The sequence below is a fragment of the Proteus sp. PR00208 genome, from assembly GCF_016238545.1.
In the GTDB taxonomy this organism is placed as follows: Bacteria; Pseudomonadota; Gammaproteobacteria; order Enterobacterales; family Enterobacteriaceae; genus Proteus.
This window is the reverse complement of record NZ_JAEHQE010000002.1, coordinates 187,125-203,718: the sequence shown is the minus strand read 5'-3', so window position 1 is coordinate 203,718 and position 16,594 is coordinate 187,125. Positions and strand designations below refer to the sequence as shown.

Genomic DNA, 16,594 nt, shown 5'->3' with positions numbered 1-16,594 from the left:
TTACGTTTTATGGTCACTATTGAACCGACATTGCGTCGTCGAATTGCACAGGCAACTCAATTACCAGATAACTTAGATCCCTTATTACGACAAATTTATGCTAATCGTGGAATAACCTCTGAAGTTCAACTAGAACGATCGTTAAAAGGCTTACTTCATTATCAAGCATTAACAGGAATAGAAACGGCAATTTCATTACTGATTGATGCATTACAGCAACAATCTCGTATTGTTATTGTTGGCGATTTTGATGCTGATGGTGCAACAAGTACCGCACTTGCGTTTAAAGCATTACGCCAAATGGGATTTAAGCAGGTTAGCTATCATATCCCTAATCGCTTTGATGATGGTTATGGTTTAAGCCCTCAAGTTGTTCATGACGTTGCTAAAAAAGGGGTTGATCTCATTATCACTGTAGATAATGGAATTTCCTCTTTTGAAGGTGTAGATGCGGCTCATGAATATGGTATTCGTGTCCTCATTACCGATCACCATCTACCGGGACAAACCTTACCTGCCGCTGATGCGATTATTAATCCTAATCTGACAGATTGTTCTTTTTTATCTAAATCATTAGCAGGTGTTGGCGTTACTTTTTATTTAATGACGGCATTAAGAGCTGAATTAGAAAAACAAGGCTGGTTCGAGCAACAAAACTTAACTCGCCCAAATATGGCGGATTTTCTCGATTTAGTTGCACTAGGCACAGTGGCAGACGTTGTTCCTCTTGATGAAAATAACCGTATTTTTGTTTATGAAGGATTACGCCGAATTAGAGCTGGACGTTGTTGTGTGGGTATTAAAGCGTTAACAGAAGTGTCTCGTAAAGAACTATCTCAATTGGTTAGTAGTGACTTAGGTTTTTCTTTAGGGCCTCGCTTAAATGCAGCAGGGCGTCTAGATGATATGTCGGTGGGGGTTGCTTTACTCTTAACTGACAATATTGGTACTGCTCGTGAAATTGCCAATGAACTTGATGGATTAAATCAAACTCGGCGTGAAATTGAAGCGGGAATGCAAGAAGAAGCCTCTACCATTTTTCGCCAGTTTATGGGCACTCAACATGATTTACCTAATGGTTTAGCGATATATCATCCCGAATGGCATCAAGGCGTTGTGGGTATTTTAGCCTCTCGTATTAAAGAGAAATTGCATCGTCCTGTTATTGCGTTCGCACCTAGTGGTGATGGGCTGTTAAAAGGCTCTGGTCGTTCAATTAGTGGCGTACATTTGCGAGATGCCTTAGAGCGGTTAAATACATTAAATCCTGGTTTGATGGTGAAATTCGGTGGGCATGCAATGGCGGCAGGGCTTTCACTTGAAGAAGATAAATTCCCGTTATTTCAGCGTCATTTTTCGTCTTTAATGGCAGAGTTGGTTTCTGACGAACAATTGCAAGGCGTTATTTTATCTGATGGTGAGCTAACAGAAAACCAGCTATCACTACCAATTGCGGAAATGCTAAGAGAAGCAGGTCCGTGGGGACAAGCTTTTCCAGAGCCTTTATTTGACGGTAAATTCACGTTATTACAGCAACGTATTGTGGGTAGTAAGCATTTAAAAATGATGCTTCAGCCCGTAAATAGCCATCTTATGATTGATGCTATTGCCTTTAATGTTGATATTAATATGTGGCCTGATAACAGCATTAAAATGGTTGAGCTAGCGTATCGATTAGATGTGAATGAATTTAGAGGGCAACGTAATGCTCAATTGCTTGTTGAGCATATTTGGCCTTGTTAATGCGAATAAATTAAACAATTTACCGTGATATAGAGAGTCACGTTGTTATGGTAACAACTATCTGATAGACAGTTGTATATAAATGCTATAAACCCGCTGATATATCCGTTACAATATGCGGTTCAAAATTTATTCCAATTGTTTTTGAAAACAACATAAAGACGAAAAAATATGTTTGAAATCAACCCCGTAAAACACCAAATTGAAGAAGTCTCTGAAAGAACGAATGTTCTCAGGGGGTATCTTTGACTATGATGCCAAGAAAGAGCGTTTAGAAGAAGTTAACGCTGAATTAGAACAACCTGATGTATGGAACGAGCCAGAAAGGGCACAAGCATTAGGCAAAGAGCGTTCATCTCTTGAGGCTATCGTAGAAACAATCGATCAGTTAGAGCAAGGACTAGAAGACGTTTCTGGTTTACTTGAATTAGCGGTTGAAGCTGATGACGAAGAAACATTTAACGAAGCTATTGCTGAGTTAGATGGTTTAAATAAAAAGCTTGAGCAATTAGAATTCCGTCGCATGTTCTCTGGTGAATATGACAGTGCGGATTGCTACCTTGATTTACAAGCGGGCTCTGGTGGTACAGAAGCGCAAGATTGGGCAAGTATGCTGATGCGCATGTACTTACGTTGGGCTGAATCAAGAGGCTTTAAAACAGAAATTATTGAAGAATCTGACGGTGATGTTGCAGGATTAAAATCAGCGACTATCAAAATTATTGGTGAGTACGCTTATGGTTGGTTACGTACAGAAACAGGTGTTCATCGCCTAGTTCGTAAAAGCCCATTTGACTCAGGCGGCCGTCGCCATACCTCATTTAGTTCTGCCTTTATTTACCCTGAAGTTGATGACAATATTGATATTGAAATCAATCCAGCTGATTTACGTATTGACGTTTATCGCGCTTCGGGTGCGGGTGGACAGCACGTTAACAAAACAGAATCTGCGGTTCGTATTACCCACGTTCCAACAGGTCTTGTTACTCAATGCCAAAACGATCGCTCTCAGCATAAGAACAAAGATCAGGCAATGAAGCAGATGAAAGCGAAGTTATACGAGCTGGAAATGCAGAAGAAAAATGCAGATAAGCAAGTAATGGAAGATAACAAGTCCGATATTGGCTGGGGTAGTCAAATTCGTTCTTATGTTCTTGATGATTCACGTATTAAAGATTTACGTACTGGTGTGGAAACGCGTAATACACAAGCAGTATTAGACGGTGATCTTGATAAATTTATTGAAGCTAGCTTAAAAGCGGGCCTGTGAGGAAAAACATGTCGCAACAGCAACAAGGTGCGGAGCAGGCACCTGATTTAAATAACGAACTGCAAACACGCCGCGAAAAATTATCCGCTTTACGTGATAATGGTAACGCATTCCCAAATGATTTCCGCAGAGATGCGCTGTCTGACGAATTACATCAAAAGTATGATGCAATGAGTGCAGAAGAGTTAGAAGCAGCAAATGTGGAAGTTTCTATTGCAGGTCGTATGATGACTCGCCGTATTATGGGCAAGGCATCTTTCGCTACATTGCAAGACATGGGTGGTCGTATTCAGCTTTATGTTTCTCGTGATGATTTACCAGAAGGTATCTATAACGAGCAATTTAAAAAATGGGATCTCGGCGATATCTTAGGTGCTCGCGGTCGTGTTTTCAAAACGAAAACGGGTGAATTAAGTGTTCACTGTACAGAAGTGCGTTTATTAACGAAAGCACTACGCCCATTACCAGATAAATTCCACGGTTTAGCTGACCAAGAAATGCGTTATCGTCAGCGTTATTTAGATCTGATTTCTAATGAAGAATCGCGTAAAACTTTCCAAATTCGTTCACAAGTCATGGCGGGTATCCGTCAATTTATGGTGAACAAAGGCTTTATGGAAGTTGAAACGCCAATGATGCAAACCATTCCTGGTGGAGCAAGTGCGCGTCCGTTCATTACCCATCATAATGCGTTAGATATCGATATGTATCTACGTATTGCACCTGAATTATATTTAAAACGTTTAGTTGTGGGTGGTTTTGATCGCGTATTCGAAATCAACCGTAACTTCCGTAACGAAGGTGTATCACCACGTCATAACCCGGAGTTCACCATGATGGAACTCTATATGGCGTATGCAGATTACCGTGACTTGATTGAATTAACTGAAGAATTATTCCGTACATTAACTGAAAATGTACTGGGCTCTTCATTAGTGAAATATGGTGATCAAGAGTTTGATTTTGGTAAACCTTTTGCCAAATTAACCATGAAAGAAGCTATCTGCAAATATCGTCCAGAAACCGTAATGGCTGATCTTGATGATATGGATAAAGCGGTTGCTATTGCTCAATCTATTGGTATTAAGATTGAGAAAAGCTGGGGCTTAGGTCGTGTTCAGTGTGAAATTTTTGAAGAAGTTGCAGAAAGCCACTTAATTCAACCAACATTCATTATTGAATACCCAGCAGAAGTTTCTCCACTGGCTCGTCGTAACGATGATAATCCATTTATTACTGACCGCTTCGAATTCTTTATTGGTGGTCGTGAAATTGGTAATGGTTTCTCAGAACTCAATGATGCACAAGACCAAGCAGAGCGTTTTGAAGATCAAGTTCGCCAAAAAGAAGCGGGTGATGCAGAAGCAATGTTCTTCGACCATGACTATATCACGGCATTAGAACACGGCTTACCGCCAACTGCAGGTTTAGGTATTGGTATTGACCGTATGGTGATGTTATTTACTAACAGTCATACTATTCGTGATGTTATTTTATTCCCAGCAATGCGCCCTAATAAATAATTGTTATTTTAAATAACTGTTATTTTAAATAAATGGTTAATTAACGAATAGCATTAACGAATATCAATATAGTTATAAAGCCACCGAAAGGTGGCTTTATTGTTTTTTAAAACAAATGGTTATCTTTTTTTCGATGATTAAATAATCATTTAAATAAAAAGGGGATTGTCGTTCAATCAAGGAGGCGTATAATCAAAAAAATCTAATGCGGGCGTAGTTCAATGGTAGAACGAGAGCTTCCCAAGCTCTATACGAGGGTTCGATTCCCTTCGCCCGCTCCAAACTCAAGTCTTCTGAAGTCTACCCAACTCAATTTTTCCTTGATAAATCAGCAGTTATAGCATTCTATTAGTCTATTGAACTCAATAATACTCCCCCAGGGTCAAGCTCAATGTGGGGGTATGGATGGGGGTATAATTGTACCCCATGCTGAGAGGTACCCCCAATGAAGTTAACTGCTCGTCAGGTTGAAACTGCAAAGCCGAAAGAGAAGCCCTACAAATTGGCTGATGGTGGGAGTCTTTACTTATTGGTTAACCCCAACGGTAAGAAATACTGGCGTCTGAAGTATCGTACGCCTGGAGGGGAAAATGTACTTGCGCTTGGTGTTTATCCTGCTGTTTCTTTAGCTGAAGCACGAAGCAAGCGTGAGGATGCTAAAAGAACATTAGCAGCTGGTAACGATCCTTCTCTCGAAAGAAAAATGGAGAAGCTCAGTCGCAAGCAGGACGCTGAAAACTCGTTTGAGGCTATCACTCGGGAGTGGTATCAGCGTCGCTATGATCGCTGGTCTGTCTCCTATCGTGAAGAGATGATGAGAACCTTTGAGAAGGATGTATTTCCTTATATCGGCCACCGACCAATCAAAGATATCAAACCGATGGAGTTGCTTGCTGTTCTTTCAAAGATAGAAACTCGAGGAGCAACTGAGAAGGTCCGTAAGGTTCGCCAGCGTTGTGGAGAGGTCTGGAAGTATGCGGTTGTGACTGGCAGGGCTGAGTACAATCCAGCTCCCGATCTAGCCAGCGCCGTAGCTCCCCATGAGAAAGAGCACTATGCTTTTTTGACCCAGGATGAACTGCCTGAGTTTCTTCGGACTCTGAACACCTATGCCGGTAGTGTGATTGTTAAGATTGCGATGCAATTACTTATTTTGACTGGAGTAAGGCCTGGGGAATTGAGGCAAGCGGAGTGGCAGGAGTTTGATTTTGAGCGGAAGGTTTGGAACGTACCAGCAGAGCGAATGAAAATGCGCCGACCTCATCTGGTTCCGTTATCAAGCCAGGCAATTGACCTGCTTAATCAGCTTAAACCCATGACGGGAGCAGGAGAGTTGCTGTTCCCAGGACGTAATAATCCTAAGAAACCGATGAGTGATATGGCATTGACTGTGTTGGTAAGGCGCATCGGCTATGCAGGACGCGTTACAGGGCATGGATTCCGCCACACGATGAGTACCATTTTGCATGAGCAGGGATTTAACTCGGCCTGGATCGAGCTACAGCTGGCTCACGTCGATAAGAACTCAATTCGTGGAACGTATAACCATGCTCAATATCTGGAGGGGAGGAGGGCGATGATGCAGTGGTATGGTGATTTTACTAGTAATTTAGGCAAGGAAGGGATTATTACAAGCTGAAATGTTGAAAGGCAGTCTCGAAAAGCAATTGCATTCGTCTGGGTACCTAGACGTCTGGATGGATGTAATTCAATATATGCTGCTAACTGCAATAGTTGAAAACCAGAGAAATAGTGGCTATTGCTACAAATTTTTTGCCTAAGTCAAAACTTGGTCTGCCTATACACTGATGCTATTTTAGACAAAACTAAATAAGGGAGGTAAGTATGTTTGAGGCGATCCAGCCATTGGATATATACAATAAGAACATCAACATACTGATTGGCTCAGGCGCTTCAGCAGACTTGTTCCCGACGCTGTCCCTAGCCATCAAGAATGCAGAGGGACGGCGAGAAACGATCGAAACGCTCGCCACACAGTTTGAAAACTCGCCAGAGAAGCGAACCGCGTTATTCATGCACTACTACAACACATGTATTTTTCCAGTGCAGACATTCAATCCAAGTTTCGTTACAACGAATAAAGGAAAAGAAAATCTCAAGAATTATGAGATTTTTTTAACAACCCTTTTGGGGTTGTTGGATAGAAGGAAAGACCTCAACCGCAAAATCAATATTTTTACCACAAACTATGATGGATGCCTGTCCCATACAGCTGACAGCCTTCTCATGAAGGGATCACATGATTTTGTGGTGAATGATGGTACCTCCGGATTTCACACAAAGCATCTTCATTCCAAAAACTTCAGTACGTTTCAATGTCAAACTGGAGTATTTGAACGAAGCAACTATGGCATCCCGCAGCTAAACATTATCCATCTTCACGGTTCGGTTTACTGGTCAAAAAGCGGTGATAAGATTGAAGTCAATTACCGCAATGATTTTAGTAACCTTTTGACAGAAGAGACACTCGGAAATTTAAATGGATATTCCGAATTTCTTGGTGTCGATGGCAACAGAACTGAAGGCATTCCATCCTTGGCATTCAGTCAAGACCAGATAGATATTTTCTGGGGGGAGTACAATAAGCTACCTATTGTCAACCCCACTAAGTGGAAGTTTTACGAAACTGTCTTCGAAGAACACTACTACCAGATGCTCAGGCTATTAAGCTATGAGCTTGAAAAACCAAATTCTATACTCATAACATTTGGCTTTTCGTTTGCTGATGAACACATTCTCAGACTTATCCAACGCTCCCTCTCCAACCCACAACTTCATACTTTTATTTGTTGTTATAGCAACAATAGTGCAAATAGCATGCGGGAAGAATTCAAATCTTGGAAAAACGTCCAAGTAATTGGGCCCGCTGAAGATATGAATATGGACTTCACCAATTTCAATAAATATGTTTTCTCACTCACGCCAGACACTTATGAACCTCCATTAAAAGCTGAAGAGGAGGATCTGATATGAGTATCATCGTAGGTGAGGTTATTGCAGTGAGTGGAGTGCGTATCTCCCTTCGAATTTTTGAAGACTCCAATCATGAGACTATTTTCTACGGAGGAGTTAAGTACAGAGGTATTTCACTTCGGGAGCACGTATCTATTCAGCGAGGCTTTATAGATATTGTCTGTCTTGTTGAAGGTGAATTTTTGGATGAGAAAAGGCTAGAGACTGATGCCGAGAAGGTCCAATATGTACGAAAAGTGGATGTTCGCCCCATTGGTTATATAGTAGATGATAAGTTTTTTGAAGGTGTGAAGTACATGCCGATGATCCGAGACAAGGCATCTCTACTCAGCGAACTTATGGTAGGGAAAATTTATGGGGCGGACGGTAAAACAGGTTTTTCTATTGGCTCTATGCTCAAGGAGAATGTACCCATCAACCTCCCATGGATGCGATTATTCAACAGCCATTTGGGCATATTTGGTAACACCGGGAGTGGTAAATCTAATACGCTAGCTAAACTTTATACTACACTTTTTAATGAGCGGCTCCAAGCATTACAGCACAAGAGCCAGTTCGTTATCATAGATTTTAATGGTGAATACACGGAAGATCAGCTACTACCAGCTAAGAATAAGCAAATCACAGTGCTGGACTCTAAAAAAGCAAAGCACAAATTCAAGATTGAAGGCGCTCATTTTTGGGATGTCGAAACCCTAAGCCTCTTGTTTCAGGCAACTACGAACACACAACAGCCATTTCTGCGTCGCGTTCTATCTGGTAAGGAAAAATTTAAAACTACGCCACTCAAAAGGTATGTAGAAAAGGTTTTTGAAAAAGTTTTTAGTACAGGTGAAGCGAAATCAGATGCTTTGGATTTGAGCCGTGAAATTGCACGCATGATTGACTGCGAATTGCTTCAAGAACATTTAAAAGGAATTATTTATTACAATAAAGATAAGTATTTTAAGCATGCCAGCGGCACGTACTATAATTCAAATGGCAATGGATTTGACGCGAATATCAAACCCATTATTGATGAGAGTGTTAATTTAGATGGAATTGATCAATTCGACGAACTAATATTGCGGTGCTACCTCCAACTCTGTTCAGATGTTGTATTTGGCTATGCCCAATACGAACACATTCAACCGGTGCTAGCTAGGGCCAAATCATCTATATCGGCTCTGCGTAATGTTCTTGAAATCGTTGATGTGCCACAACCTCCGCATCTCTTACATGTCATCTCTTTAAAGAAATGCAAGAATGAGATAAAAAAGATCTTGCCACTGCTTGTAGCCAAAAATTTCTACACAAATCATAAAGATGCAGAGAATCTTAAAAGCCCTCCAAGCCGGACTCTGCACCTTATCATTGATGAGGCACACAATATTTTGTCAGAGCAGTCCACCCGTGAGCATGAAATCTGGAAAGACTACCGGCTTGAACTCTTTGAAGAAATAATTAAGGAGGGACGCAAGTATGGCGTATACCTCACACTATCTAGTCAGCGGCCTGCAGATATTTCACCTACTATTGTTTCCCAGATTCACAATTTCTTCATACACCGATTGGTTAACGATCGCGACCTTATGCTATTAGACAATACAATTAGCACGTTAGATTCCAGTTCTAAGGCTCTCATACCGACTCTAGCCAAGGGCTGCTGCGTAGTCACTGGAACCGCTTTTGATCTTCCAATGATATTGAAAATTGACCCGCTGCTGAAACAGCATCGACCCAGCAGCGACGATGTGAACCTTGAAGAACTTTGGGCGCTACCTCCAGCTTAATATTAACTCTAACAGAATGTGCCCTGTGGATGTCTTCAGGGCTTCCTAGTATAAGAGGTTACTCTAGATTATCTCGCTGTCCATACTAGACGTAGAGAGAAGCTTTGCTTCTTTCATATATGGAAATTCAAATATATTTTTTGACATTGCACTGTTATAGAGAGAAACTGCGAGATAATAGCAGGAGGGCTTATGCCACAATTATCAGCATTACAACTCTTCAAAAACCTCTCCGATGAAACCCGTTTGGGCATCGTGTTGCTGCTCAGAGAGATGGGAGAGCTGTGCGTGTGCGATCTCTGTACAGCGCTGGATCAGTCGCAGCCCAAGATCTCCCGCCATCTGGCAATGCTCCGGGAAAGCGGTCTATTGCTGGATCGCAAGCAGGGGAAATGGGTTCATTATCGCTTATCCCCGCATATTCCATTCTGGGCTGCTCAGGTGATTGAGCAGGCCTGGTTAAGCCAACAGGACGATGTACAGGCCATCGCCCGTAAGCTGGCATCGGCAAACTGCTCTGGTAGCGGTAAGGCTGTTTGCATCTAAAAAATTTGCCTGAACATATATGTTTTTCCAAATGTGAGGTATTCAGAATGAAGACGTTAACGGTGTTTGACCCGGCAATGTGCTGCAGTACCGGCGTATGTGGCTCAGATGTCGATCAGGTTCTGGTTGATTTTTCTGCTGATGTGCAGTGGCTGAAAGGACGTGGTGTACAGGTTGAACGTTACAACCTGGCGCAGCAGCCCATGAGCTTTGTTCAGAATGAGAAAGCGAAAGCATTCCTCGAAGCATCTGGAGCAGAAGGTCTTCCGTTACTGCTATTGGACGGTGAAACGGTGATGGCAGGGCGATACCCAAAACGCGCTGAGCTGGCTCGCTGGTTCGGTATTCCGCTGGAGAAGGTAGGGTTAGCTCCCACCAGCTGCTGTGGTGGTAATACTTCCTGTTGCTGAATATGTCAGGAGGACATATGAAATTCTTACAGAATATCCCGCCTTACCTGTTTTTTACCGGCAAGGGTGGTGTAGGAAAAACTTCTATTTCCTGCGCGACGGCTATCCGCCTTGCTGAACAGGGTAAGCGGGTTTTGCTGGTCAGTACTGACCCAGCCTCCAATGTCGGTCAGGTGTTCGATCAGGCTATCGGTAATACCATTCGCCCTGTGGCAGCAGTTCCTGGACTTTCCGCTCTGGAAATCGACCCGCAGGAAGCCGCCAAACAATACCGCTCCAGAATCGTTGATCCTATCAAAGGTCTTTTGCCTGATGACGTTGTTAACAGTATCAGCGAGCAGCTTTCAGGAGCCTGTACCACTGAGATTGCGGCGTTTGATGAGTTCACCGGCTTATTGACAGACGCTTCCCTGCTGACCCGCTTCGATCACATCATTTTTGATACAGCGCCGACGGGCCACACGATTCGCCTTCTCCAGCTTCCCGGTGCCTGGAGTAGCTTCATTGAAAGTAACCCGGATGGTGCTTCCTGTCTTGGCCCAATGGCCGGGCTGGAAAAGCAGCGTGAGCAGTATGCTCATGCGGTAGAGGCGTTATCCGATCCTGAACGTACCCGCCTGGTTCTGGTTGCGCGACTGCAAAAATCTACGCTGCAGGAAGTCGCCCGCACCCATGAAGAACTCGCCGCAATTGGCCTGAAAAACCAATACCTGGTGATTAATGGTGTGCTGCCTAAAGCCGAAGCTGAACATGACGCCCTGGCCGCTGCGATATGGCAACGTGAGCAGGAGGCACTGGCAAATCTTCCTGCCGGTTTATCTGGGCTACCGACAGATACCCTATTACTACAGCCAGTCAATATGGTTGGTGTTTCAGCATTGAAGGGACTTCTGGATACCGGTTCTGAGGCATTACCGCTCCCGGTAACGAACATCCAGTACACGCCTGAAAACTTATCGCTCTCTGGCCTGGTTGATGATATCGCTCGCAGTGAACACGGTCTGATTATGCTGATGGGTAAAGGCGGTGTGGGTAAAACCACAATGGCTGCGGCTATCGCCGTCAGTTTGGCAGATAAGGGTTTTGATGTGCATCTCACTACCTCAGATCCTGCTGCACACCTGAGTACAACGTTGAATGGCAGCCACAAAAATCTGCAGGTCAGCCGAATCAACCCTCACGATGAAACTGAACGCTATCGTCAGCATGTTCTTGAGACGAAAGGCAGGGATCTGGATGAGGCAGGGAAACGGCTGCTCGAAGAGGATTTACGTTCTCCTTGCACGGAAGAGATTGCGGTGTTCCAGGCGTTCTCACGCGTAATCCGTGAAGCAGGCAAACGGTTTGTGGTCATGGATACGGCACCTACCGGGCATACGCTATTACTGCTTGATGCGACCGGGGCTTACCACCGAGAGATTGCCAAAAAAATGGGGAGTAAAGGTCATTTTACTACCCCAATGATGCAGCTTCAGGACCCGGAACGCACCAAAGTCCTGCTGGTCACTCTGCCTGAAACCACACCGGTACTGGAAGCGGCAAACCTGCAGTCCGATCTTGAGCGTGCGGGGATTCATCCGTGGGGCTGGATTATCAATAACAGCCTTTCCATTGCGGATACGAGTTCTCCGTTGCTTTGCCAGCGCGCCCAGCAGGAACAGCCTCAGATTGAGGCTGTTAAGAATCAGCACGCTAACCGTATAGCGCTCGTTCCGGTACTGGCTTCTGAGCCAGCCGGTATTGAAAAACTCAGAGAGTTGGCGAGTTAATTTTTTGTTTTTACAGGGCGGTAGAACCGCCCTGTCAGGAGGATGTATGTTACTGGCAGGCGCTATTTTTGTCCTGACCATTGTTTTGGTTATCTGGCAACCGAAGGGATTAGGGATCGGCTGGAGTGCAATGCTAGGCGCAGGACTGGCTTTGATATCTGGCGTTGTGCATGTAAGCGATATTCCGGTGGTGTGGAATATCGTCTGGAACGCGACAGCGACCTTTATTGCGGTGATTATCATCAGCCTGCTGCTCGATGAATCCGGCTTTTTCGAATGGGCGGCATTGCATGTTTCACGCTGGGGTAACGGTCGTGGCCGTTTGCTCTTTACGTATATCGTCCTGCTAGGTGCAGCGGTGGCGGCATTGTTTGCCAACGATGGTGCGGCATTGATTCTTACTCCAATTGTCATCGCCATGCTGCTTGCATTAGGTTTCAGTAAAGGTACTACGCTGGCATTTGTCATGGCCGCCGGGTTTATTGCCGATACGGCCAGTCTGCCGCTTATCGTGTCCAACCTGGTTAACATCGTTTCTGCAGACTTCTTTGGGCTGGGCTTCACTGAGTATGCGTCGGTAATGGTGCCGGTGGATATTGCCGCTATTATCGCCACGCTGGTGATGCTGCATCTGTTCTTCCGCAAAGATATTCCGCCGACTTACGACCTGGCTCTCCTGAAAGCACCTGCAAAAGCTATTAAAGATCTGGCAACCTTCAGAACCGGATGGATAGTGTTGATCCTTCTTCTGGTTGGCTTTTTTGTCCTTGAGCCGGTGGGTATCCCGGTCAGCGCGATTGCTGCTGTAGGAGCTGTCATTCTGTTTGCGGTGGCGAAACGAGGCCATGCCATTAACACTGGCAAAGTGCTTCGCGGTGCGCCATGGCAGATTGTCATCTTCTCATTGGGGATGTACCTGGTGGTCTACGGTCTGCGCAACGCTGGGCTAACCGAATACCTTTCAGGTGTGCTGAACGTACTGGCGGATAAAGGACTCTGGGTTGCGACGCTTGGTACTGGCTTCCTGACGGCTTTCCTGTCTTCCATCATGAACAACATGCCTACCGTGCTGGTTGGCGCTCTCTCTATTGATGGCAGCACTGCAACAGGCGTTATCAAAGAAGCGATGATCTACGCCAACGTGATTGGCTGCGATCTGGGCCCGAAAATTACACCTATTGGTAGCCTGGCAACGCTGCTCTGGCTGCATGTCCTTTCACAGAAGAATATGACCATCACCTGGGGATACTATTTCCGCACCGGGATCGTCATGACTCTGCCTGTGCTGTTTGTAACGCTGGCAGCGCTGGCGCTACGTCTCTCTTTCACTTTGTAATGAGATACTGATATGAGCAACATCACTATTTATCACAACCCGGCCTGCGGCACGTCGCGTAACACGCTGGAGATGATCCGCAACAGCGGTAATGAGCCGACTGTTATTCTTTACCTTGAGACCCCACCTTCACGCGATGAGCTGGTCAAACTCATTGCAGATATGGGCATTTCCGTCCGGGTTTTGCTGCGTAAGAACGTCGAACCGTATGAGGAACTGGGTCTTGCAGATGATAAATTTACTGACGACCAGCTAATCGATTTTATGTTGCAACATCCGATCCTGATTAACCGTCCGATTGTAGTGACGCCACTGGGAACTAAACTTTGCCGTCCTTCTGAAGTCGTTCTGGATATCCTGCCAGAATCTCAGAAAGGGGCTTTCACCAAAGAAGATGGTGAAAAAGTCGTTAATGATGCAGGTAAAAGACTGAAATAAAAATGAAGGGGGCATTTGCCCCCTTCATGGTTACTTAGCCATTTCTTTCAGTAGGTCAATACCTACCGGCTCTTCGCTCTGTAACGCAGTTAATGCAATACGCTTTGCATACTGCTCTTCCACATCAGAGATGAGAGGCAACTCGCGGTTCGCCCTGGTCTTCAGGAAAGGTGAAGACGGTTCAGCTGCCGCCAGGCTGTTATTCACAACCCATGCCCATGGCTCGATGCCAGCGCGACGTAAATCCTGCTGTAGGTTCGCCGCTTCAAGTACCGGTGTCGTTTCGGCAAGCGTCACGATAATAACCTTTGTCTTCTCCGGGTCCTGCAATTGCATCATTGGCGTCATCACATGGTCATGTGTTTGCCCCATCTGACGCACCATTTCCCGGTGATAGGCTCCTGTTGCATCCAGTAGCAGAAGTGTGTGACCTGTTGGCGCGGTGTCCATAATAACAAAATGATCGTCTGCCTCTTTGATGATCCGCGAGAATGCCTGAAACACGGCGATCTCTTCAGTACATGGCGAGCGGAGATCTTCCTCCAGCACTGCTAGTCCCTCAGCGTCTAATCCTTTGCCCTGATTTTCCAGCACAAAGCGGCGATAGCGCTCTGTCTCCACCTTCGGATCGATACGGCTGACCTGAAGGTTTGGCAGCGAGCCATCCAGCGTATAAGACAGATGTGCTGCCGGATCGGACGTCGTCAGATGGACTTTATGACCGCGTTTTGCCAGCGATACCGCGATCGAAGCTGCAACAGTCGTTTTGCCCACGCCACCTTTACCCATTGCCATTACCAGACCTTTACCTGTCAGGCTGAGTTCATCTACCAGTGAGGCAAGTTTCGGTAAATCCAAAGTATTCAGCGTGGTAGCAGGGAGCGGCAGCGAGGCTTTGTTCTCCGTAAATAACTGACGCAGCGCTTCCAGACCGACCAGATTAAATGGCTTCAGATACAGCTGCGAGCGGGGAAGGTTCGCCAGGTTCTCTGGCATTGCCTGTAATGCTTTTTCTTCTCGAGCCAGAATACTTTGCGCCAGTGGATCATTTTCACCCGCAAACGGCGGCAGCACGCCATTAATGGCAAGGTGTTGATGCTGCAAACCGATAGCAGAAAGCTCATCGTGCGTATGAGAGACTTCTTTCAGTGTTGAAGCTTGGGCTCGGGCAACCAGAACCAAGCGCGTGAGAGCTGCATCAGACAGCGCCTTAACCGCGTCTGAGTACTGGTGCTGTTGTTTCTCCAGCCCCACCAGCGGCCCGAGGTTAGCGGCGGCATCAGGGTTCGCTTCGAGATAACCGCTCCAGGCCCCCGGCAACTCAAGCATACGGATGGTATGACCGGTTGGCGCAGTATCAAATACGATATGGTCATACTTTTCCCGCAACTCATGGTTGGTAAGAAGACCAGTAAACTCATCAAATGCCGCGATTTCCGTAGTGCATGAACCGGAGAGCTGTTCTTCAATGCTGCTGACCACATCGGCTGGCATCAGCCCGCGAACCGGGTCGAGTACTCGGTCACGATATGCCTGTGCTGCAGCCATCGGATCAACTTCCATCGCGGCAAGATTTTCTACGGTACTGATATCTGTGATTCGGTGGCCGATAGTCTGGCTAAAGACTTGGCCGACATTGGAAGCCGGATCGGTACTCACCAGAAGCGTTCTCTTACCCTGATCGGCCAGCCATACCGCAGTAGCACAGGCCAGGGATGTTTTACCCACGCCACCTTTGCCAGTGAAGAAGATGAACGGGGGAATGTCTTTTAAAAATGGCATATTCATCAGTGATTGCTCCTCTGGAATTAAGGCATACGTGGAATGCTGCAGCAGCGTGGTTGCGTGCTGTCTTCACTCCAGTCCTGACTAAGCGGAATACCTGCCCAACGGGCGATATCTTCACGAGTCGGGAGTTTGCCTGCCATCACGAGTTTGCCGTCGAGCAAGGTGACAGGGAGAGACTCCATCCCTGATGTGTTCAGAAACTCTTTAATGACCGGCGAATTCAGGAACTGCTGCGGGTTCTTCGCAAGGCTGTAGCGCTGTATATCAACGTCATTCTTTTTCGCCCATTCGGCGCTGGCGTTCCATTTGACGGCTTCGTCACTGACTACAACGCTGCTGGTTGCACAGCAGCCTGCTGCTTCAAAGATCTCAATTTTTGACATGGACTGTTTACCTCAGTGTTTAGTCATTTGGCTTTACACTGAGGTAAACGAAGGTGGTGGGGAAAAGATGCGCGATTAATTCATTTTTTTGTGGCAGCAGACGGAAGACGTGTCATCCGCCTCAATCTGACAAAGTTCTGTCATCGTCTCTTTCAGGTGTTTTCTGGCCCGAAGTAGTCGGGATTTAAACGCCGTAAGCGTGATTCCCAGTTCATCGGCCAGGGACTGCTGGGGACGCCGGTTAAGGTCGGATTCTTCAATCAACCACCGCTCATCTTCAGGTAATGCCTGCAATGTTTCAGGCAGGCAAATATCCAGCGTTGAGATTGCATCAGGGGATGCATCAGTGAATGGGGCATCATCTTCCAGCTCAACGAATTCCCTGGTGGTGCGGTACTCATCAATCAGCAGATTCCTCGCCGCCCGATACAGCCAGGCTCGCGGATTCTCCATTTCGCAGAAACTGTCTGAATGAGCGCGGGCACGCAGGAATAGCTCTTGCAGAAGGTCTGCTGCTTTTTCGCTATCACCTGTCTTAGATGTCAGAAAGCGAGAGAGTTCGGCTTCATGTTGCCGCCAGAACACGCTCATGCAGTTGTTGAATGCCGTTACATCACTCATA

14 protein-coding genes and 1 tRNA gene are annotated in these 16,594 nt (G+C 45.8%); 12 read left to right on the top strand and 3 right to left on the bottom strand.

The genetic code is table 11. The features are described 5' to 3' along the window. Positions 1-9: 9 nt before the first annotated feature. The 12 genes from recJ to arsC all read left to right on the top strand — a co-directional run bounded on the left by recJ (position 10) and on the right by arsC (position 13,801). Complete coding sequence (recJ, locus tag JEP36_RS03290) at positions 10-1,743, top strand: single-stranded-DNA-specific exonuclease RecJ (protein WP_198629865.1); 1,734 nt, start codon at positions 10-12, stop codon at positions 1,741-1,743. 171 nt (positions 1,744-1,914) lie between these two features. Continuing rightward, positions 1,915-3,013, top strand: a protein-coding gene (gene prfB / locus JEP36_RS03285) for a peptide chain release factor 2 (protein WP_109371064.1) whose coding sequence is annotated in 2 segments (ribosomal slippage) — positions 1,915-1,989 and positions 1,991-3,013 — 1,098 coding nt in all. Because the reading frame shifts where the segments join, the coding sequence is not laid out codon by codon here. Positions 3,014-3,021: 8 nt separating this feature from the next. After that, on the top strand, positions 3,022-4,536 hold the full coding sequence (gene lysS / locus JEP36_RS03280; protein WP_198620795.1) for a lysine--tRNA ligase: 1,515 nt from the start codon (positions 3,022-3,024) through the stop codon (positions 4,534-4,536). Between the two features lie 207 nt (positions 4,537-4,743). Next, a tRNA-Gly gene (locus JEP36_RS03275) sits at positions 4,744-4,817 on the top strand. Between the two features lie 164 nt (positions 4,818-4,981). Beyond that, entirely contained in the window at positions 4,982-6,175 is a 1,194-nt protein-coding gene (locus JEP36_RS03270) for a tyrosine-type recombinase/integrase (protein ID WP_000778549.1), read from the top strand. Positions 6,176-6,381: 206 nt separating this feature from the next. Then, positions 6,382-7,530 carry an SIR2 family protein gene (locus JEP36_RS03265; protein ID WP_000460992.1) on the top strand — a complete coding sequence of 383 codons (1,149 nt, stop codon included), beginning with the start codon at positions 6,382-6,384 and terminating at the stop codon, positions 7,528-7,530. After that, a complete protein-coding gene (locus JEP36_RS03260) occupies positions 7,527-9,302 on the top strand; it encodes an ATP-binding protein (RefSeq protein ID WP_000022894.1) in 1,776 nt (591 codons plus the stop codon). The genes JEP36_RS03265 and JEP36_RS03260 overlap by 4 nt, the downstream gene beginning before the upstream one ends. A gap of 192 nt (positions 9,303-9,494) precedes the next feature. Then, positions 9,495-9,848, top strand: a complete 354-nt coding sequence (gene arsR, locus JEP36_RS03255; protein ID WP_001135895.1) for an As(III)-sensing metalloregulatory transcriptional repressor ArsR — start codon at positions 9,495-9,497, stop codon at positions 9,846-9,848. A 47-nt stretch (positions 9,849-9,895) separates the two neighbouring features. Beyond that, on the top strand, positions 9,896-10,258 hold the full coding sequence (gene arsD, locus JEP36_RS03250; protein ID WP_000855179.1) for an arsenite efflux transporter metallochaperone ArsD: 363 nt from the start codon (positions 9,896-9,898) through the stop codon (positions 10,256-10,258). 17 nt (positions 10,259-10,275) lie between these two features. Next, a complete protein-coding gene (arsA, locus tag JEP36_RS03245; protein ID WP_016538087.1) occupies positions 10,276-12,027 on the top strand; it encodes an arsenite efflux transporter ATPase subunit ArsA in 1,752 nt (583 codons plus the stop codon). A gap of 46 nt (positions 12,028-12,073) precedes the next feature. Continuing rightward, entirely contained in the window at positions 12,074-13,363 is a 1,290-nt protein-coding gene (gene arsB / locus JEP36_RS03240; protein WP_016538086.1) for an arsenite efflux transporter membrane subunit ArsB, read from the top strand. A 12-nt stretch (positions 13,364-13,375) separates the two neighbouring features. Then, positions 13,376-13,801, top strand: coding sequence for a glutaredoxin-dependent arsenate reductase (gene arsC, locus JEP36_RS03235; protein WP_198629864.1), 426 nt, complete (start codon positions 13,376-13,378; stop codon positions 13,799-13,801). Positions 13,802-13,831: 30 nt separating this feature from the next. On the opposite strand, the gene arsA (JEP36_RS03230) is transcribed toward arsC, so the two are convergent. The 3 genes from arsA (JEP36_RS03230) to JEP36_RS03220 form a co-directional block, all read right to left on the bottom strand. Next, complete coding sequence (arsA, locus tag JEP36_RS03230; protein WP_001057013.1) at positions 13,832-15,589, bottom strand: arsenical pump-driving ATPase; 1,758 nt, start codon at positions 15,587-15,589, stop codon at positions 13,832-13,834. Positions 15,590-15,609: 20 nt separating this feature from the next. Then, positions 15,610-15,972 carry an arsenic metallochaperone ArsD family protein gene (locus JEP36_RS03225; protein ID WP_000034287.1) on the bottom strand — a complete coding sequence of 121 codons (363 nt, stop codon included), beginning with the start codon at positions 15,970-15,972 and terminating at the stop codon, positions 15,610-15,612. A gap of 75 nt (positions 15,973-16,047) precedes the next feature. After that, on the bottom strand, positions 16,048-16,593 hold the full coding sequence (locus JEP36_RS03220; RefSeq protein ID WP_001286343.1) for a sigma-70 family RNA polymerase sigma factor: 546 nt from the start codon (positions 16,591-16,593) through the stop codon (positions 16,048-16,050). Position 16,594 lies beyond the last annotated feature (1 nt).

Bases quoted from the DNA above. Each gene is read 5' to 3' on its own strand.
- recJ (WP_198629865.1), top strand. From the start codon at position 10: ATGGTCACTATTGAACCGACATTGCGTCGTCGAATTGCACAGGCAACT.
- lysS (WP_198620795.1), top strand. From the start codon at position 3,022: ATGTCGCAACAGCAACAAGGTGCGGAGCAGGCACCTGATTTAAATAAC.
- JEP36_RS03270 (WP_000778549.1), top strand. From the start codon at position 4,982: ATGAAGTTAACTGCTCGTCAGGTTGAAACTGCAAAGCCGAAAGAGAAG.
- JEP36_RS03265 (WP_000460992.1), top strand. From the start codon at position 6,382: ATGTTTGAGGCGATCCAGCCATTGGATATATACAATAAGAACATCAAC.
- JEP36_RS03260 (WP_000022894.1), top strand. From the start codon at position 7,527: ATGAGTATCATCGTAGGTGAGGTTATTGCAGTGAGTGGAGTGCGTATC.
- arsR (WP_001135895.1), top strand. From the start codon at position 9,495: ATGCCACAATTATCAGCATTACAACTCTTCAAAAACCTCTCCGATGAA.
- arsD (WP_000855179.1), top strand. From the start codon at position 9,896: ATGAAGACGTTAACGGTGTTTGACCCGGCAATGTGCTGCAGTACCGGC.
- arsA (WP_016538087.1), top strand. From the start codon at position 10,276: ATGAAATTCTTACAGAATATCCCGCCTTACCTGTTTTTTACCGGCAAG.
- arsB (WP_016538086.1), top strand. From the start codon at position 12,074: ATGTTACTGGCAGGCGCTATTTTTGTCCTGACCATTGTTTTGGTTATC.
- arsC (WP_198629864.1), top strand. From the start codon at position 13,376: ATGAGCAACATCACTATTTATCACAACCCGGCCTGCGGCACGTCGCGT.
- arsA (WP_001057013.1), bottom strand. From the start codon at position 15,589: ATGAATATGCCATTTTTAAAAGACATTCCCCCGTTCATCTTCTTCACT.
- JEP36_RS03225 (WP_000034287.1), bottom strand. From the start codon at position 15,972: ATGTCAAAAATTGAGATCTTTGAAGCAGCAGGCTGCTGTGCAACCAGC.
- JEP36_RS03220 (WP_001286343.1), bottom strand. From the start codon at position 16,593: ATGAGTGATGTAACGGCATTCAACAACTGCATGAGCGTGTTCTGGCGG.